This is a genomic window from Curtobacterium sp. SL109 (assembly GCF_026672405.1).
Taxonomy (GTDB): Bacteria; Actinomycetota; Actinomycetes; order Actinomycetales; family Microbacteriaceae; genus Curtobacterium.
Genome location: NZ_JAPPRB010000001.1, coordinates 217,986 through 236,525 on the forward strand (window position 1 = coordinate 217,986; position 18,540 = coordinate 236,525).

Consider the following 18,540-nt stretch of genomic DNA (forward strand, 5'->3'; position numbering starts at 1 on the left):
GCCTGCCGCCGTGCGGGTGATCTGCGGTGTCATCATCGGATTACCAGCACCATACCGGCGGAAGCGGACACGGTGCTGCCGGCACCGGCGAAGAACGCTGGGACGGTCAGCGGTTGTGGTCGCTCAGCAGCAGCCAGCTCCGGAAACACGCATTGGCTGGACGCGCGGGGGACAACAACAGTCACGAATTCTCCTTCTCTGAAACTGACGGCCCGATCGACGTGACTCATCTGTCACCAGAGAGACGGTCGGTGGGTCGCAAAAACGTCACACTGCAGCACCGAACTCGTTCACCTGGATCGGGCTGCGTCGGTCACTGAGGTGGGGCTGAACAATGATGCGGGCGTCGTCGGGTCAGTACCCCTGTCGCTGCCACGCCAGCGAAGGCCGCCAGCACTGCAGCCACGTCAACTTCTTCTCGGCCGCTCACAACACCCGTTGTGACCCCCGATCCGATCGCCGAGAGATCGAGCACTCCGCCAGCGATGACTGCGACACCCAAGCTCCGAACTACGTGAAGCACGCCTCGTCGGAGGGCCTTGGACCGAAGAAGACGATTCACTTGCAGTGACCCACCAAGAGCAGAAGCCGACGCCGACACGTAAACATGAGCACAACTCTCCCGATGAACCAGAGGAGCCATTCAGCTCCTCCTCAATAGACGTCCCTTCGGCTCTGATCGTCACGCCGAGATGCAATCTCTTGTCCGAGAGAACCGGCGGCCCGAGAACCAGCTCGGGTCTCCACCGCAACTGGTCGCATTAACGTCTCATGGTCACGATCCGCCTTCGAGTGCTTGACTTCAACCACTGCATCCTCGGCGCGTCGTCAGGCGACGGGTGGCCATCCTTCTCGCTGCTGGAGGCGGTTCCCGTCCGTGTCCTCGGTCTGGTCGTGTAGCAGGACCTGCTGTGTCGGGAACGGAAGATCGAAGCCACCGTCCGTCAGCGCGATCTTGATTGCCTCGAGGACCTGGTCCTGCGTCTCGACCGCTTCGCGTCGAGCGGGAGGGTCGATCCAGAACCGCACCTCGAGTAGCACTGCGAAGTCACCGAGCGACGTCACGAGGACGGCCGGTTCGGGCTCTCGCACGAGATCCGGAAGGTGTTGCAGCGTGGTGCGGATCGTGTCGCGAGCTGCTGCGATGTCGTCGCCGTAGCCGATTCCCACCTCGACGCTCAGCCGCCGTTTCGTGTAGGCGGTGTTGACGGTGACCCGGTTGGTGTAGAGCTCACTGTTCGGGATGACGACGCGCCGGTTGTCATAGGTCCGCAGGAGCGTCGCGCGAACCTGGATGTCCTCGACCTCGCCTTCGTGCGCTTCGGACACGATCTGGTCTCCGATCCGGAACGGTCGTGTCAGAAGGATGAGCACTCCGGCCAGGAGGTTCTGGAAGATGTCCTAAAAGGCGAACCCGATCGCGACACCGCCGACGACGAGTGCGCTGAAAAGCGATGCCGGGGTGATGGTGGGGAACACCACGGTGAACGCGACCAGGATCCCGAGTGCGAGGACGACCCAGGTGATCAACCGTGCCAGGACGACCTGCACCCCCTTCGGCTGCCCAGCCCGAGCAGTGATCGCTCGGACGATCCGACCGAGAACCCACGAGAGACCCCAAAACACCAGGAAAGTGAGGATCCCGAACGCCAGGTTCGGCAGGCCCAGCAGGAGCGAGCCGAAGATCTTCTGAATCCTGCCGAGGATGTCACCGAAATCGGTTGTCATGAGGTGCGCACCGTACCACCGACGTGCCCTGACAGGGGACGATAACGTGACGGGGAACAGGCGGGTTGGGTGAACCAATGGATCCTGATTCGGCCGTCCTCGTGACAGGTCAGTTCCCGGCGTGGTTGACCGTCCTGGCGTGGGTCTGGATCGGATCGGGAGTTACGTCTGCGCTTTGGGTCGCGAGAGATGTCGCCCGTCGACCGCAGCACATGACGGTGATGAACGTGGTGTGGCCCGTCACGATGCTGTTTGGAAGTGTCGCGTGGCTGGCGTTCTACCGAGGCGCCGGTCGGGCACCCCTTCAGGGCGTACGTGGTAGCGACGTTGATCACTCGATGAGGACCGCTGTCGCGATCGGGACGAGTCACTGTGGCGCTGGTTGCGCGATCGGCGATCTCGTCGCCGAGTTCGCGCTCGTTGCGTTTCCCGTCCTGGGAGTCCTCGTCGGGCGCGAGACGTTTTACCAGGACGAGATCTTCGCTGGATGGATCCTCGACTTCGTACTCGCGTTCGGCCTCGGGATCGTGTTCCAGTACTTGTCCATCGCGCCGATGCGCGGACTCAGCGTCCGGGCTGGCCTGGTCGCGGCGCTCAAGGCGGACACCCTCTCGATCTTGTCCTGGCAGGTGGGGATGTACGGGATGATGGCGCCGGCGCAGTTCCTGATCTTGCCGGCGTTGTTCGGTGGCCGGGCTGCTGTGCTCTCCCCGGAGTTCTGGTTCGTGATGCAGATCGCGATGCTCGTCGGGTTCGCGACTGCCTATCCCGTGAACTGGGCACTTGTCCGTTCCGGCCTGAAAGAGAAGATGTGACCGTATGCGCACAGCAACCCTGCGAATCCGTGAGTCGTTCTGGTTCCTGCCTGCTGTGTACGGCATCTGCGCGGTCATCGCTGCCCAGGTGCTCGTCTCTCTCGACCAGCACCTTATCGACCGCGGCGCAACACGGATCGTGTTCCTCGATGCGCTCAGTGCCAGCGGTGGTCGGTCGATCCTGACGACCATTGGCACGTCGATGCTCACGGTCGCGGGTACATCGTTCTCGATCACGATCTCGGTGTTGGCAACGACATCGTCGACGTACGGGCCTCGGCTGGTACGGAACTTCATGGCGGACCGCGCGAATCAATTCGTTCTTGCCGCGTTCACGTCGACGTTCCTCTACGCGATCGTGGTGCTCCGCTCGGTGCACACCGCAATCGATGACGGGACTGCGTTCGTCCCCGTGATCGCGATCCACGTTGCCGTGCTCCTCGGGATCCTCGACGTCGCCGTCCTCGTGTTCTTTATCCACCACATTGCCTCGAGTGTGCAGATCACCGCCTTGCAAAAGCAGGTGCAGACTGATCTTGAGACCGCCGTCGCCAACGTGTTCCGACGCCAGGGCTCCGACGACGGTGACGGCGTGACCATACGCCCACAGCCGGACCGCGGGCAGGAGGGCACGACGCTCACCGCAGCGAAGGACGGATACGTCCAGTCGGTGCAGTGGGAACGTCTTGTCACCTGGGCAGCGGAACAGGATCGATGCATCGCGATGGTTGCGATGCCCGGTAACCACATCATTGAGGGGAACATTCTCCTGCAGGTGAATGGCGGGTCCCACTTCGCGGCCCTTGCGGCTGAAGAGGTTCACGCTCTTCGAGCACTGGTGACACTCGGGGATGCCAGGACCCCGTTCCAGGACGTCGAATTCGTGCTGCAACAACTGGTCGAGATCGCTGTTCGCGGCCTCGCCAGCGGAACCAACGACCCCTACACCGCCGTCAGCGCACTCGATCTCTCTGCCACGGCACTCGTACCGATGTGGAGAGACCAGGTCGCGATCACCGCCTATCTCGACGACGACGGTGACGAACGCGTGATACCGCGTTGGCCGTCGGCTGAATTCCTCGCCGAAACGGTCTTTACCGGTGTCCTCACCTACGGCACCGACCATCCCATCGTCCTCACCGCAGCGCTGCACCTGGTGCAACGTCTCGACAATGCTGCGGCACCGTCCCGACGCGGTCTCCTGGACACCATCACCCAGCAGCTCCGCACCGCGCTTCCGTGACGGATCAAGGCTCTGGAACCTGATGCTCCCGCTGTGTGAGGATGACCGGTCTCGGTACGTCTCTTGAGGAGGACCGGTTCGGTCTCGTCATCCCCACAGGAAGCAGTACCGTGCTCGCCATCCTCCGCCTCATTCCCGTCGCAATCGGCATCGTGAAGTACTCCCGCAAGGACCCTCACGTGAAGAAGGCGGTGGCGCGGATCAGGCGAAAGCTCGACAAGCGTCGCGCACGACGATCGAACTGATCGGCCTGCTCGTGAGTCTTTTCAATCACAAGCCACACGCCGCGACCCGGCAACCATGGCCAGAACAACGATCACTGTGGTCAGGATCCCTGGGACGCTTGGCGACCAGGTGTTCGCAGGTCATCCTCGTCGTGGTAGTCATCGCGGGCGTCGCATTCGGTCTCAGTCAGCTCAGCCTCGTCGTCATCCCGGTCCTGCTCGCTCTGATCATCGCCAGCGCGATCCTGCCGCTGATCGACCTGATGCGCCGCATCCACATCCCATCCATCCTCGCAACGTAGATCGCTTTGATCCTCATCATCGGGGTGCTCGGGACCGTCGTGTGGCTGATCGTTCTCGCTGTGGAGCACCAGATCGGTTCCCTCATCAGCTCAGCCGTGGACGGGATCGGCAAGCTCGAAACCGTCGCCGGAAACCTGCCGTTCTCCATCGACCAGGACCAACTCCGCTCGATTCGCAGCGACGCCATCGACTTCGTCACCAGCCGACAGTTCGGCGTCGGCGCGCTAGCCGGCCTCTCTGCAGCGGGGAACTTCGCGACCGCGTTCGCCGTGTTCGTCGTCGTGCTGTTCTTCTTCCTCAAAGACGGCCCCCGTATCTGGGACTTCCTGTGCCGGCCCTTCCACGGCGACGAACTCGCGCGCGCCCGCCGGATCGGACACGAAACCGTCACGACTCTCGGGGGCTACATTTGCGGGACCGCGACAGTCGCCGTCGTCGACGCCGTCGCGATCGGGATCGGTCTCGCCGTCGTCCAAGTTCCCCTCGCGCTGCCACTGGCCGTGATCGTGTTCGTGTTCGCATTCGTTCCCCTAGTCGGCGCGACCATCGCCGGAGCACTGGCCGCACTCGTCGCCCTGGTGTCCAACGGTCCGACAGCAGCAATCTGGGTCATCGTGATCGTTTTCGCCGTCAACCAGCTCGAGGGGAACTTCCTGCAACCCGTCGTCATGGGCCGCACCTTGAAGCTACATCCGCTCGTGATCCTCATCGCCCTCACCATCGGTACCGTCACCGCCGGGTTCATCGGTGCGATCCTCGCCGTGCCGCTGACTGCTGTTGCCTGGAGCATCGTCACAATCTGGCGCGGTCCAGATCGGCCTGCCGAGTTCGCACGACAGAAACGCCCCGAGCGGATGGCGGACTAAAGACCGTCGAAGAACCTGCCTGGTAGCCGGTCAACTATCGAGACGGGGGCTGTCCGGGACCAGCTCGATGCCCGGACGCTCAGCCCTGGGAGGTGTCGCGGTGGCCGTCGGCAGGGGTTCGGTGTTCGCTTCTGGGGCGGGCATCACTGCGGGGCGAATGAGTTCGGGTTGGCGGCGGGTGCGGAACACCCATGCTTTGAAGAGCAGGAATCGGACGAGTGTTGCTACCAGATTCGCGCCGGTGAGGACGGCGATCTCCGCTTCGTGCGTCGCCCCAGGGGCCGTCGCGTGGAGCATGACCAGAGAACCGGAAGTGATGGCCCAAGCGATGCCGAAGACGACCAGGCCTTGTATCTGGTGTTGTCCCGCGCCCGCTCGGCCTCGAACGCCGAATGTGAATCGGCGGTTCAGCGCGGTGTTGCCGACCGCGGTCAGCAGGAGCGCGAGGAAGTCGGCGGTCTGCGAACCGAGCGCGGGGCGGAGGACGGCGTAGAGCACCGCGAACGCGATGGTGGAGAGGACGCCAATCGCTCCGAACCGAAGCATCTGCCCGAGAATCCCGACGGGGGGAGTGGTGAACGGTTGCCGGCCGATCGCCGCGTAGACAGACGTGATCGGGATGCGACCGGTCGCCAGGCCGCGGGAGACCCGCCACATGCCCTTGAGGTCCTCGGTTGCGGTGGAGGTGATGTCGACGGAGGAGTTGACGTCGTCGACCCAGTCGACGGGAACCTCGTGCACGCGCAGGCCGGCGTGTTCGGCGAGGACGAGCATCTCGGTGTCGAAGAACCAAGCGTCGTCCTCACAGAGCGGCAGGATGTGCTTTGCCGCCTGTCGGGTGATCGCCTTGAACCCGCACTGCGCGTCGGAGAACGACACCCCCATTGTGGTGCGGAGGAGCAGGTTGTAGGAGCGGGAGATGAACTCACGCTTCCCGCCTCGGACAACGCGGGAGGAACCAGCGAGGCGGTTGCCGATCGCGACGTCGGAATGGCCTGACAGCAGCGGCGCGACGAGGGGCTCGAGGGCGGCGAGGTCGGTCGATAGGTCCTCATCGACGTAGACGAGGACCCGCGCCGGCGACGCACCCCATACCGCTTTGAGTGCACGCCCACGGCCCTTCTCCGGTAGGTGCACGGCGTGGACTTCGGGGAGCATCGCGGCGAGGTCATCAGCGATGCGGGCGGTGTCATCCGTCGAGGCGTTGTCCGCGATCGTGATCCGCCAGCTGTGCGAGAACGTCGCATGACAGAACGCATGGAGTCGTCGGACATGCGCCGCGAGGGTGTCCTGCTCGTTGTAGCAGGGGACGACGATGTCGATGTCGAGTGTGGGGTTCGTCTCCGTCATGCTGCTCATGCTCGGCAGCGGGGTTACGGGGATTGCAGCAGCCGGCTGTGCTCGATCTAAGAACGCATCGGGCCGTCACCGACCTGCGGGGAGGGTGACGGTGAACGCGGTGCGGGCGGGGTCCGAAACGACGCGGATGGTGCCGCCGTGCGCCTCGATGACGGCTTGCACAATCGCAAGACCAAGCCCACTGGTGCCGTACTCCCGGGACCGGGAAGCTTCGCCGCGGGTGAACCGGTCGAACAGTGTCGGCAGTGCCTCGGCGGGGATCGCCGGGCCGTCGTTCGCGACGACGAACCGCACGTCGTCGCGCACGCGTTGTAGTGAGACGACTATCGCGGTGTCGGCCGGGGTGTGGGTGCGGGCGTTGGTGAGGAGGTTCGTCACGACACGCCGGAGCTCCGCATCATCTCCGGTGACGGTGATGGGTTCCGGATCAACCTGGAGCGTCCACCGATGATCAGATGCGGTCGCTCGGGCGTCCATCGTCATCTCGACAACGATCGCGGTGAGGTCGACGGGACCGTGCACAGCAGGTGCCGTGTCAGCGATCGCTGCCGCGTCGAGACGCGCGAGCAGAAGGAGCTCCTCGACGAGGTTCCCCATCCGAATCGCTTCGGTGCCGATGCGTGTGACGTTGCGCTGCACGTCGTCCGGGTTCTGGGTTCGAGTGGTGAGCTCCGCGTAGGCGCGGACTGTGGCGATCGGCGTGCGGAGCTCGTGCGAGGCGTCCGCAACGAAGGTCCGCATCCCGGCTTCGGCGTCACGGCGCACGGTGAGCGCGCGGGCGACGTGTCCGAGGAGCTGGTTCAGTGCGGTACCGACTTGACCGACCTCACGGTTCGCACGGAGATCTGCCGCGGCGACGCGGGCCTGGATGTCGGGGTCACCTCGTTCGAGGTCGAGGGTGGTTACTCCGGAGGCGACCGCTGCGACGTGTTCCAGAGGGCGCAGGGAGCGGCGCACCAGCATCGCTCCTGCCCACACCGCGATCAGCAGACCAGCGAGCGTGACGCTGCTGATGACCACGAGGAGCCGGATGATCGAGGCGTGGAGGTCTCCGAGTGGGAGCGCGGTGATGATGACGTCGTCGTCAGCAGTGGCGGCTTGAGCCCGATAGGAGCCAAGGGACCCCAGCGACACCGTGACCGGTGCCGTGGTGGCTTGCACTTGGCGGAGGGTGCGCTCCTGCGCCGTCGTGAGGCTGTGTTGCTCGCCCTGGGCGTCGGTGTAGCCGGCGAGGACCGTCGTGCCGTCGTTGAAGATTGCGATGACGGTGTTCGCGGCCTGTCCCGGCGCGCCGATGAAGGCGTTGTCGGGGTCAGGCTGCGAGGCTGACCCCTCCGCTGGTGAGCCGGGCGTCGGTGCTGCCGTCGGTGTTCCGGCGGGTGGGTTGCCCGGTGATTCGCCTTGCGGGCGATCGTTGCTGCGTTGGGTTGCGGTTGCGAGTTCGGAGTCGAGTCGACCCACGAGGTAGCTGTTGTACGCGACCACAGTCACCGCGCCGACTGCAATGTTCGTCGCTACAAGCAGCAGCGCTACGGCCGCGACGATTCGCCACCGCAACGATGGAACCCTCCGATTCGCACCACGCGGCCTCGACGCCTTCACCTGTCGACTCACACTGCTGGCCGAAGGGCGTAGCCGGCGCCGCGAACGGTCTGCAGCATCGGTTCGCGGCCAACGTCGATCTTCTTCCGCAGGTACGACACGTACATGTCCACCAGGTTCGATGATGAGCCGAAGTCCATGCCCCACACATGAGTGAGCAGGTGTTCGCGTGAGAGGACACGGTTGGCGTTGCGGACGAAGTACCGCAGCAGCTCGTACTCCGTCGGCGTCAGGTCGATCACGTCACCGCCGCGGCTGACCGCACGAGTGTCCTCGTCGAGGCGAAGGTCCCCGACGACCGTCGCGGTGCGGGCCGTGGACACCACCCGAGGAGATGTGCGTGCGAGGATCCGGGCGCGTGCGAGGAGCTCGAACACGCCGAACGGTTTCGTGAGGTAGTCGTCGCCGCCGCGGGTGAGGCCAGCGAGTCGGTCTTCAGAGGAGTCGCGGGCGGTGAGGAACAGCACGCGGACGTCGTCCCGGGACGTCCGGAGCCGCTCGAGGACTTCGAATCCGTCGATGTCGGGCAGCATCACGTCGAGCACGATGACGTCGGGTTGGAACTCCCGTGCTGCGAGCAGGACGTCGCGGCCGCGGTGCACGGCCTCGACGGCCCACCCGTCCGTCTCGAACGCGAGGCGGACGGCGTCGGCGAGAGCGTGTTCGTCATCGACGACGAGAGCACGGACGGGCGAGCCGTCGGTACGCTGCAGCGGTTGGTCAGCCATCGTTCAGACCCTACCGACCGTGCCCTCGTCGCTGATCACTTGGCGCTGCTCAGGTCATAGACCGTCTGGCCGCCGACCGTGGTGCTGGTGAAGTTCGCGGCGACCCACTTCTTAATCTCGCTCGAGGTCGAGGAGCCGCCTCCCATGCCGCCCCCGTTGCTGGACGCGATGTAGTAGCCGATCTCGCCGTGCGTCACGTAGGCCTTGAACTGGGCGAGGGTGGGTGCTGGGTCGCTGGACCAGCCGCCGATCGCCATCACCGGGGTGTTCGTGTCGAGCTCCAGCTGCGCTGCGGACTGGGATCCGTCCACCGCTGCCGCCCACGTCGTGTCCGTGGCCCTCAGCAGCTTCTCCAGCGCCGACGACGTCGACACGCCCCCACCGCCCATCCCTCCGCCGGAGGCAGCACCACCGTCGGCGGCCGCGTCGGTCGAGGAGTCGGACGTGCCGCTCTGGGAGCCGCTAGACGAGCCTCCGGGCGGGGTACCCATCTCACCGGAGGGCTTCTGCCCGGACGGCATCTCACCGGAAGTGCCGCTCGGCGGGGTGCCGCCGGGGCCCTGCTGCGTGTTGTCGCTGTCGCTGTCGCTAGTGCTGCTCGATCCGCCTGGGCCGGTGGAGCCGCCGGGCGTTCCGCCCATCCCTCCGCCCATGCCGCCGCTGGAGGACCCGGACGGGCCGACCGACGGGATGGAGCCGGAGTGCGCCACCGTCGTGGTTGCGAATGCGTATGCGGTGGTGCCGGTGAGTCCAAACAGTGTCCCGGCGAGGACGCCGACGGTGACGAGCTTCCGGAGGGTGGGAAGGCTGCCGATGACGATGGCGGCGGCGGAGAGAAGCCCCCCGAAGAGGATCACCCAGCGCAGCCAGGGCAGCCAGGATGCGTTCTCGTTGAGCAGGCACCAACCCCAGAACGACGTGATGCCGATCATCGCGGCGAGACCGAGCCTGCCGGTGACTCGCTCGCGGGCGCTCCACAGCACCGCGCCACCGGTGCCAACCAGGCCCGCGATCGCGGGAACGAGGGCCACCGTGTAGTACGGGTGGATCGTCCCGGACATGAACGAGAACACCAGGCCCGTGATGATCAGCCAACCGCCCCAGAGCGCCAGGCCTGCGCGGGGGAGATCGCCCAGGTGCTGCCGCCCGATGACGATCACGCCGAGGATGAGCGCGAGGAGTGCGGCGGGCAGGAGCCAGGAGATCTCCAACCCCATTTCGGAGGAGAACAGTCGGTTCAGGCCGGTCGATCCGCCGAAGGACGAGCCTGCGGTGCCGCCGGTCATTCCTCCGCCCCCGCCTCCTCCGCCGTTGCCGGAGCCGCCGAAGATCCGGCCGAGCCCGTTGTAGCCGAACACCAGGTCGAGGACGGTGTTGTTCGTCGAACCGCCGATGTAGGGGCGAGCGGAGGCGGGCCAGAGCCACACGGCGACGATCCACCAGCCGGCCGAGATGACGAGCGAGACCGCTGCGATGAGTAGGCCGACGATGCGCTTGCCCCATGAGGTATGCGCGGCAACGAGGTAGACCAGGCCGAATGCCGGCAGGACGAGGAGTCCCTGCAGCATCTTCGTCAGGAACGCGAACCCGAGGGCGACGCCGGCGAGAGCGATCCACCGCCAGCTGCCGCGGGGCAGAGCCCTGACGGTGCAGTACGCGCCAGCCGTCATCAGGAGCACCAGCAGCGCGTCCGGGTTGTCGAACCGGAACATCAGCGCAGCGGCTGGTGTGGCGGCGACGACGAAGCCCGCAAGCAGCGCGCCGACGTTCGCAGTAGTGGTGCCGACGCGGCTCAGGGTGCGACGGACGGTTCCCCAGACGAGCGCGACCGACGCAACGGCCATGAGCGCCTGCGGAAGCAGCAGGCTGAACGAGGAGAACCCGAATAGCCGCGCTGAGAGCACCATCACCCAGAGCGAGGCCGGGGGCTTGTCGACGGTGATGAAGTTCGATGAGTCGAGGGAGCCGAAGAAGAACGCCTCCCACGACTTCGTGCCGGCCTGCACGGCGGCTGCGTAGAAGGAGTTCGCGTAGCCGGAGGAACTGAGGTCCCAGAGGTACACGACGGCGGTGACGGCGAGGAGCAGCCAGAACGCCGGGCGAAGCCAGCGGGCGTCGGTCTGCTCGCCGAGGAAGAGCCGGGGGACGGCTCGGCGACGTGTCTGCGCTCCCGTGTGCGCTCTGTCGCGACTGTCGGTCACGGGGATCGGGTACGTGGTCATGGCAGCGACGCTCCCAAGCGCGCCCCCGACGAGCCTCAGCGGCGCCTATGCGAAATCTAAGACCCTCCAGTGCGTCGCTTGGCATGTCCGGCGATACGGGTCCCTTAGATGTTGCAGAGGATCCGGCAATGCTGCATGCACCGAAGCCCCACATCGTGACGGGATGGATCACACGACGACCGCGGGACGATCGCAGTCACCGCGCTTTCAACGAATTCCGTCAACCCGCAACATCCTCCGTTCCCTGGTTCGGGGCAGCACAGACGCGGCTCGCTGGGAGCGCCCGGCGTTCCTCGGACTGCTGGTGGCGACCGCGGTCCTGTACCTGGTGAACCTCAGTGTCAGCGGATGGGCGAACGCGTTCTACTCGGCGGCTGTCCAAGCCGGCAGCCAGAGCTGGGAGGCCTTCTTCTACGGCTCGTCCGACGCTGCCAACGCGATCACCGTCGACAAGCCTCCAGCCTTCCTCTGGGTGATCGGCGTCTTCGTTCGCATCTTCGGGTTGAGCTCCTGGTCGATCCTTGCCCCCGAGGCGCTCATGGGAGTGGCGACCGTGGCGATCCTGTACCGGGTCGTCCGTCGCCGCTTCTCTGCCGGAGCCGCCCTCCTCGCCGGTGGTGCACTCGCGACCACCCCGGTCGCCGCGCTGATGTTCCGGTACAACAACCCCGACGCGCTCCTGGTGCTGTTGACGGTTGGCGCGATCGCCCTGACCCTCCGCGGGATCGAGACCGGCAAGATGCGCTGGATCGTCTGGGCCGGGGTCCTGATCGGGTTCGGTTTCCTCACCAAGCAGCTGCAGGCGTTCCTCGTGCTCCCTCCGCTGGTCGGTGTGTACCTCTGGGCATCGCCGCGTCCGGTCCTCCGTCGGATCGGGCACCTGTTCGCCGCCGCGGGCGCGCTCGTGGTCTCGGCCGGGTGGTGGGTCGCGATCGTCGAACTCGTCCCCGCGTCAGCCCGTCCGTACATCGGCGGGTCGCAGACCAACGACTTCCTCGAGCTGACCTTCGGCTACAACGGTTTCGGGCGAGTCACCGGCGACGAGGCCGGCAGCGTCGTTCCCGGCAACAGCACCACCGGAGCCGGCTCGTGGGGTTCCACCGGCCTGACACGGTTGTTCGGTTCCGAGTTCGCGACCCAGATCACCTGGCTGCTCCCCACCGCCCTGATCCTGCTCGTCGTCGCGCTCGTCGCCGTCGGCGTCCGCCGTCGCACCGACCCCCGCGCAGCGACGGTCCTGGTCCTCGGACTGTCGCTGCTGACCACCGGCCTGGTCTTCAGCTTCATGGGCGGCATCTTCCACCCGTACTACACAGTCGCCCTTGCCCCCTACATCGCGGGGCTCGTCGGCATTGGAGCCAGCCTGCTGTGGCGGCGTCGAGCGCGGCTGCCATGGCGGATCGTCGCCGCTGCCACCATCGTCCTCACCGGTGGATGGTCGTTCCACCTGCTCTCGATGGCGTCGACGTGGCAGCCTTGGATCCGTTGGACCGTCCTCGCGACGACGGTCCTGGCCGCGGTCCTCGTGCTGCTGCCGCGGCGAAACCGCCCCTTGAGTGTCGTGACCGTCAGCGCCGTTCTCGTCACCGCGTTGCTCGGCCCGACCGCCTTCTCCGTGCAGACCGTCACCGTCAGCCACACCGGCGCGCTGCCCTCCGCTGGCCCGTCCGTCAGCTCCGGCGGGCAGGGCGGACCCGGTGGGCAAGGTGCTCCGGGTGGGCAGGGCGGCCCTGGCGGGCAAGGCGGCTTCGGCGGCGGGCAGGCCGGCACGGGTGGCGGTGCGCCGGGGGGGCAGAACGGGCCCGGCGGTTCCGCTCCGGGAGCGCCGAACGCCTCCGGCGGCGGACAGTCTTCGACGGGTGAGAGCGCATCGACCGGTGGCGGGCCCGGTAACGGCGGCATGGGCGGCGGGAGCATCCTCGGCGGATCGACGACCGTGTCGGCGGCGCTGCAGGCGGCACTGTCGAAGGACGCGGATGAGTACACCTGGGTCGCGGCCACGGTCGGCTCGAACAGCGCCGCAACGTACCAACTCGCCACCGGGGAACCGGTGATGGCGATCGGTGGTTACAACGGCACCGACCCGTCCCCGACCCTGGTTCAGTTCCAGCAGGACGTCGCGGACGGGAAAATCCACTTCTTCATACCCGGCACCTCGAGCAGCTCGGACACCGCCGCCGCGAAGATCACCGCGTGGGTGACGTCGCACTACGCCACCACCACCATCGGTGGGACCGCCGTCTACGACCTCCGTGCGTCATCCTGACGGACACGGGGGAGCAGGGGCACCGGATGTGCCGCTTCGGTACGGTAACCGCACGGTCGGGTTCGCCCACGAGCCAGGGGGTGGCAGACGACTCCCGATGGTGGGAGCAAGACGGGCCGCTCTCCGCACTGCGAGGATCGTCACCTCTGTGATGCCTGGAGCTTGCCGTTGCGCCCTGGATGACCGGGCTGCTGTCAGCCTGCGATGCTGGCGCCGGCGGGTCGGGGGATGTTCGTCCAGAGATCGACTTCGTCGTCCGCGTCGAGCCCGAGCGCGGCTGCTGTTTCGTCGGGTGTGGACGCGACGATGGTGACGGCGGTGTCGGAGTCGGGTTGCCCGGTCCGGATGATGACACGGGCTGAGTCGAGCGCTTCGAGACGGCGAGCTGCGTCGTCGAGGAGGGTGTCCAGGGCGTCCGACGGGACGCCGTCGAGTCCACCGTCATCAAGCACTTGCACGTATGCTCCGCGCCGTCGAAGTCCCGACACCACCCGACGGACAGCAGCGTTGAGCAGCCTCCGGCCACGGATCTCATCTCGGAGAGCTTGCTCGAGGACCCGGCACTCCGCACGAGATCCGGAGTCGAGAACGCCCTGCTGGTGGACGATGTGGCGGAGCATCGGGGCGGCGGTGCTGTTTGCTCGCTGTAGCCGTTGCCGCCGTTCGAGGTGGAACGCGTCGAGATCTGCTTGCCGGCTGGTCAGATCGCGTTGCCTGGCGGCCGACACGTCCGCTGCTGCGCTGACGCGGCGGACGGCGCGATGCATCATCAGCCCGGCGATGACGAGGACGATCTCCGCTGCGAGGCCCAGACGTATCGCTCCCGTGGGCCCGGCCCAGAGTGTGATCTGCGCGACCTGGAAGACGACGGCGACGATCGGGGGTGCGTGGTGTCCACTCATCCAGACCATGACGGCGCCGGCGAGAACGCCGCAGGTGTACCAGTAGATCGACACGCAGTCGACGGTGGTGGGATCGAGCCCGATCGTGGCAGTGCAGCACAGGAGCACGCCCCCTGCTGCGATGGCCCACGCGGTCCGTGCGTGCATGGTCCCTGTCCTCGCACCACGCAGGAGCGCGGGGAGGATGAGCAGTCCGATGACGGCAGCGATGACGGGGCCGACGGCGCGGGAGAACAGCACGGTCTCCGAGACTGCAGTCAGGATGGCCACACTGATGAGGGCGGCGAGGACGCGGTACAGCTGTCGGCGGGGGATCAGTCCGATCCGGAGGACCGGGGTCCGTCGCGTCATCGGCTGCTCGGTGCCGGTCGGGTGCCACTCGAGGACGACGGTGGTACCCCGACCCGGAGCTGACCGGATCTCAGCGGAAGCACCGGCCGCGCGGACACGCTCGAGGATGGAGACGCGGACGCCGAGTCGTTCCTGGTCGACGGTGTCCACGTCGAAACCCGCACCGTCGTCGGTGATGACGATGCGGACGCCTCCGCGGTCCAGACGGACAGCCACGGCACTGCGACGGGCAGAAGCCCCCCCGTGTTCGATGCTGTTGGTCAACGCCTGCAACGTCGCCGACACGAGTGCGTTCGCGGTCTCGACCGGGAGGTCCGCGTCGGCGGCAGGAGTCAGATCGATGACGGCGTCTCGACGCAAGCGGGCGAAGTCCTGCTCGACAGCAGCCAGCACGACCCCGAGGGACACCGACGAGGGTTGCATCACGGGATGCTGGTCAGCGTCGGAGATGACGTCGAGCGCGGACTGCGCCATGCTGGTCGCTCGTCCCGGAGCTTCGTGCCCTGCGGCGGCGAGGAGGGCTGCGAGCACGGAATCGTGCAGGAGCGCATCCGTCTGGACGCGTTCCGCTTCGATCGCCGTCTGTCGTCGCTGGTCCTCGAACAGGAGTTGCGCCGTGAGTTCCGACTGGTCCGCGCGATCTGCCCTGGTCCGCAGGACTCGAACGCCCGCGATGAGACCGGCAGCGAGGAGTCCGAGCCCGACGGCGTCGATGATGCTGTGACTGACGGGGATCCTGCCTGCGTACACAGCGGCGAGAGCGGCATCGAGGCCTGCACAGACCGCACCTGCCCGGATCGGGCTCGATGCCGCGACGGCCACGGCGCCGAACGCGATGAGGCACAGTGACAGCAGCCACGGAGTCGATCCGGCGGGCAGTGGATCCCGGAGTTGGAACGGTTCCAGACCGAGGAGAGCGACGTACGCAACGACCGAGGTCCAGAGCCACCCTCGGGCTGGATCCTGCCGTCCCACGGTTGCCGACGGAACTGCGGCCACCAACACTGCGGCGGAGCACAAGGATGCCACGCCGTGGGGCCAGACCACCGGCACGTGGTCGGACGGGAATCCCGGCAACGCCAGCAGGACCAGCAGCAGAGCGACGACCGCGAGGGTGGTGATCATGCCCCGCTCGACGCCCGTCTTCATGCAGATCGCACCAGCGGGACGCTTCGGAGAGTGCGAGGGTGGCATCAGCGGCCCTCGTGACCGACGGTTCGCCTTCTCGCCGCTCGAACCACGCTCATGTTCTGACGGTACGTCTCACCTGACGTCCGACACGAGACCCCGAAGTGGGCACGGACACCAGGACGCCTCGCCACGACGCCCTCCGTTCGACACAACGGCCTAGGCCTGACGAGTTCGACGTCGACGCGCAGAGGCCTGACCGAGATGTGGCGAGCAGGCGGAGCCGCACCCAGACCGGATCATGGAGACGTCTCGCCCGCGGATGGCACCCGAGAGCAGGCGGGGCCGCCAGGCTCGTTACTCGATCTGGGCGGTGATCGTCGCGGTCCCGACGGGGAGGCCTGCCTTGACGGCGTCGATCTTGAAGGTGCTGTTGAGTAGCTTCGCGGCGTCGGCGGAGACGTGGACGGTGGTGCCGGTCAGGATCGCGTTGTCACCCTCGAGCTGGACGGCTACGAAACCATGACTGAGAGCAACGCCACACCCGCGGCTTCAGCACGCGAGTGCTGACTAGTGAATGATCACGAGCTTGCCTTGGACACGGTTAGTTTCACCAAGTCGATGGGCGGCAGCGAGTTCAGCGAGCGGGAAGGTTTGCTGCACCTCGACGGTGAGGGCTCCAAGGTCAACCAGACCGGTGAGGGCAAGAAGGCCGGCGTAGTCCGGTTCGACAAGAATCTCGGGTGTGACCTCGATCCCCTGTTGACCGGCTGCTTCGAGGAGCCCATCGGTGCCGCCGGGTGCCACCCGGACGAGCGTACCGCCGGGCTTGAGGACGTTGATCGAGCGACGAGCAATGTCGTTTTGGGGGAATCCGCCCACTAGGTCCACTACCACGTCGAGGTTCTGGACTTCGTCCTCGAACAACTGGGTGTGGTGGTCAATGAGTTCGTCGGCTCCCAGGGAGCGCAGCCACTCGTGTCTTGCTGCGCTTGCGGTGCCGATGACGTACGCACCGAAGTGCTTCGCGATTTGGACGGCAAGGTGGCCCACTCCGCCGCCGGCCGCGTGGATGAGCACGCGCTGCCCCGGCTCGATGGTGATCATGTCAGTGAGAGCCTGCCAAGCAGTCAGCCCTGCGAGCGGGAGTGCGGCAGCTTCCACGTGGTTCATCGACGCAGGCTTCCGGACGAAGTGCCGCGACGGTGCACAGACGAAGTCGCTATCCGCGCCAGCGGGACGTGGGAAAAGCGGCAAGCCGAGTACTTCATCGCCTGGGGTGAAGAGATGCACACCTGGGCCTACTTGCTCGACAACGCCGGACACGTCCCAGCCCAGCACGTGGAAACCATCCCCTTGCGCGGCGGCGGCTGGCGTTGGCGCACCCGCCCGAGTGCGCCAGTCGACGGGGTTCAGTCCAGATGCGGTAACTCGCACGAGGATTTCGGTGGGAAGAGGTGTAGGTCGGGGGACAGTTCCAGGGCGGAGAACGTCCGGGCCACCTGGTGAGTCGTAGCCCATTGCGTTCATCAGTGGGGTATCGGCGACAGGCCGCATTTCGTTCGCGTCTTTCTGGTGGGGATCGGTAGTGGGTGCGTCTTCGTGACTTGAGTCACATACGTTTCGGATCGAACTCAGAAGGTGGGCCTGGCTGCCAACTGCAGTGCTCCGGCGAGCTCAGCACGGCACCCGTGTTGAGCTGCAACGATGCTGAGTCCCTGCGCGGTGGCGGGTTGCGCGAACTGGTCGAGTCCGAGTTTGATGCCAGTGAGGAGCGCCTGGTTTGCAGTTCCGAGTTTCCCGCCGACGACGAGCAGGCTTGGGTTGATCAGGTTGCACAATGTGGAGAGGGCTTGTCCGACTGTTCGGCCTGCGTCGCTGAAGATGCGTTCGGTGACCTCGTCGTCGAACGGTAGGTCGTCGATGTCGGGGATCTCGACGCCTTCGTGGCTGTGGGCGAGTTGCGCGAGAACGCTGTCGACGGAGATGACGGCTTCGAGGCAGCCGCGGCTACCGCAGCGGCAAAGTTCGTTGTTGTTCTCGAGTCGGTTGTGCCCGATCTCGCCGGCGAGTCCGGCCGAGCCTTTGTAGACCCGGCCGTCGAGAATCATCGCCGCGCCGATACCGTCGGAGAGCTTGACGTAGAGGACGTCGTCGTGCCCGGAGGCAGCACCGACTCGGTACTCGCCGATGGCGCCGAGGACGGCGTCGTTCTCGACGATGACGGATTGACCGAGTCGCTGCTCGAGCTCGGCGGCTGGGTCCAGTCCGACCCAGCCGGACAAGATTGTCGGTGATCGGACCACCCCTCGTTGCGAGTCGATGGGTCCGGGCACGCCCGCGACGATGGCGTCGAGCGTTTCGACGCCGTTCTTCTGGCACAGCGTCATCAGGATCGAGCAGGCGGTGTCCATCGCACCTTGCGCGTTCAGGTCGACGTTCTGCAGGGTGTTCTCGCTGGCGATCTCGTTCCCGAGAGCATCCGCCAGCGCCACGTAGATGTGTTTGTGCCCGAAATCGATGCCGGCGATCCATCCAGCTGCTGGCGCGGGGAAGAGCCGCACCGCAGGGCGGCCGCTGCCGGAACCTCTGCCCTGGCCATCGGACTGCTTCTCGATGACCCGACCTTCACGCAGCAACCGCTGGACGAGGTAAGCGACGCCGCTCCGCGACATGGACGAAGCGGCTGCGAGCTCCGACCGGGACACTCCTTCGGGAGCTAGGCGGATTCGGTCGTAGACATCCTCCAGCGCGCGGTCGCGCGGGGACACGGTTTTGACGGCAGCCACACGATGATCCTAGC

The 18,540-nt window shown here is 66.3% G+C and carries 16 protein-coding genes and 1 pseudogene; 7 read left to right on the forward strand and 10 right to left on the reverse strand.

Going from position 1 to position 18,540, the window contains the following annotated elements; genetic code table 11:
- Positions 1 to 828: 828 nt before the first annotated feature.
- Together OVA28_RS01150 and OVA28_RS01155 are read right to left on the reverse strand one after the other, a co-directional pair.
- Positions 829 to 1,398, reverse strand: a complete 570-nt coding sequence (locus OVA28_RS01150; protein WP_268095472.1) for a mechanosensitive ion channel family protein — start codon at positions 1,396 to 1,398, stop codon at positions 829 to 831.
- A 3-nt stretch (positions 1,399 to 1,401) separates the two neighbouring features.
- Positions 1,402 to 1,728, reverse strand: coding sequence for a hypothetical protein (locus OVA28_RS01155; RefSeq protein WP_268095443.1), 327 nt, complete (start codon positions 1,726 to 1,728; stop codon positions 1,402 to 1,404).
- 212 nt (positions 1,729 to 1,940) lie between these two features.
- Here OVA28_RS01155 and OVA28_RS01160 point away from each other — a divergent pair, with 212 nt between their 5' ends.
- From OVA28_RS01160 to OVA28_RS01180, 5 genes are all read left to right on the forward strand, one after another.
- Positions 1,941 to 2,543 carry a DUF4396 domain-containing protein gene (locus OVA28_RS01160; protein ID WP_268095444.1) on the forward strand — a complete coding sequence of 201 codons (603 nt, stop codon included), beginning with the start codon at positions 1,941 to 1,943 and terminating at the stop codon, positions 2,541 to 2,543.
- A gap of 4 nt (positions 2,544 to 2,547) precedes the next feature.
- Positions 2,548 to 3,786, forward strand: coding sequence for a DUF2254 domain-containing protein (locus tag OVA28_RS01165; RefSeq protein WP_268095445.1), 1,239 nt, complete (start codon positions 2,548 to 2,550; stop codon positions 3,784 to 3,786).
- Positions 3,787 to 3,896: 110 nt separating this feature from the next.
- Positions 3,897 to 4,031, forward strand: a complete 135-nt coding sequence (locus tag OVA28_RS01170; protein WP_268095447.1) for a hypothetical protein — start codon at positions 3,897 to 3,899, stop codon at positions 4,029 to 4,031.
- A gap of 98 nt (positions 4,032 to 4,129) precedes the next feature.
- A complete protein-coding gene (locus OVA28_RS01175) occupies positions 4,130 to 4,312 on the forward strand; it encodes a hypothetical protein (RefSeq protein WP_268095449.1) in 183 nt (60 codons plus the stop codon).
- Between the two features lie 6 nt (positions 4,313 to 4,318).
- A complete protein-coding gene (locus OVA28_RS01180) occupies positions 4,319 to 5,179 on the forward strand; it encodes an AI-2E family transporter (protein WP_268095450.1) in 861 nt (286 codons plus the stop codon).
- Positions 5,180 to 5,209: 30 nt separating this feature from the next.
- Here OVA28_RS01180 and OVA28_RS01185 read toward each other — a convergent pair whose 3' ends face one another.
- The 4 genes from OVA28_RS01185 to OVA28_RS01200 all read right to left on the reverse strand — a co-directional run bounded on the left by OVA28_RS01185 (position 5,210) and on the right by OVA28_RS01200 (position 11,090).
- Positions 5,210 to 6,538 (reverse strand): bifunctional glycosyltransferase family 2/GtrA family protein, encoded by a 1,329-nt coding sequence (locus OVA28_RS01185; RefSeq protein WP_268095451.1) that lies wholly within the window; start codon positions 6,536 to 6,538, stop codon positions 5,210 to 5,212.
- 66 nt (positions 6,539 to 6,604) lie between these two features.
- Complete coding sequence (locus tag OVA28_RS01190; protein ID WP_326493728.1) at positions 6,605 to 7,501, reverse strand: sensor histidine kinase; 897 nt, start codon at positions 7,499 to 7,501, stop codon at positions 6,605 to 6,607.
- Between the two features lie 647 nt (positions 7,502 to 8,148).
- Positions 8,149 to 8,868 carry a response regulator transcription factor gene (locus tag OVA28_RS01195; protein ID WP_326493726.1) on the reverse strand — a complete coding sequence of 240 codons (720 nt, stop codon included), beginning with the start codon at positions 8,866 to 8,868 and terminating at the stop codon, positions 8,149 to 8,151.
- Positions 8,869 to 8,903: 35 nt separating this feature from the next.
- Positions 8,904 to 11,090, reverse strand: coding sequence for an ArnT family glycosyltransferase (locus OVA28_RS01200; protein WP_268095452.1), 2,187 nt, complete (start codon positions 11,088 to 11,090; stop codon positions 8,904 to 8,906).
- A 304-nt stretch (positions 11,091 to 11,394) separates the two neighbouring features.
- Here OVA28_RS01200 and OVA28_RS01205 point away from each other — a divergent pair, with 304 nt between their 5' ends.
- Positions 11,395 to 13,356: an ArnT family glycosyltransferase gene (locus OVA28_RS01205; protein WP_268095453.1), complete on the forward strand. Its 1,962-nt coding sequence runs from the start codon at positions 11,395 to 11,397 to the stop codon at positions 13,354 to 13,356.
- A 194-nt stretch (positions 13,357 to 13,550) separates the two neighbouring features.
- On the opposite strand, the gene OVA28_RS01210 is transcribed toward OVA28_RS01205, so the two are convergent.
- On the reverse strand, positions 13,551 to 14,894 hold the full coding sequence (locus tag OVA28_RS01210) for an ATP-binding protein (protein ID WP_326493729.1): 1,344 nt from the start codon (positions 14,892 to 14,894) through the stop codon (positions 13,551 to 13,553).
- On the opposite strand from OVA28_RS01210, the gene OVA28_RS01215 reads away from it, so the two are divergent.
- Entirely contained in the window at positions 14,853 to 15,458 is a 606-nt protein-coding gene (locus tag OVA28_RS01215) for a hypothetical protein (RefSeq protein WP_268095456.1), read from the forward strand. The genes OVA28_RS01210 and OVA28_RS01215 overlap by 42 nt on opposite strands.
- An 849-nt stretch (positions 15,459 to 16,307) precedes the next feature.
- Here the strand turns inward: OVA28_RS01215 and OVA28_RS01220 are convergent.
- The 3 genes and pseudogenes from OVA28_RS01220 to OVA28_RS01230 form a co-directional block, all read right to left on the reverse strand.
- Positions 16,308 to 16,844, reverse strand: a complete 537-nt coding sequence (locus OVA28_RS01220; protein WP_228505943.1) for an NADP-dependent oxidoreductase — start codon at positions 16,842 to 16,844, stop codon at positions 16,308 to 16,310.
- Positions 16,845 to 17,009: 165 nt separating this feature from the next.
- Positions 17,010 to 17,294: pseudogene (locus tag OVA28_RS01225) on the reverse strand (alcohol dehydrogenase catalytic domain-containing protein); the annotation flags it as partial.
- Between the two features lie 77 nt (positions 17,295 to 17,371).
- Positions 17,372 to 18,526 carry an ROK family protein gene (locus OVA28_RS01230; protein WP_268095458.1) on the reverse strand — a complete coding sequence of 385 codons (1,155 nt, stop codon included), beginning with the start codon at positions 18,524 to 18,526 and terminating at the stop codon, positions 17,372 to 17,374.
- Positions 18,527 to 18,540 lie beyond the last annotated feature (14 nt).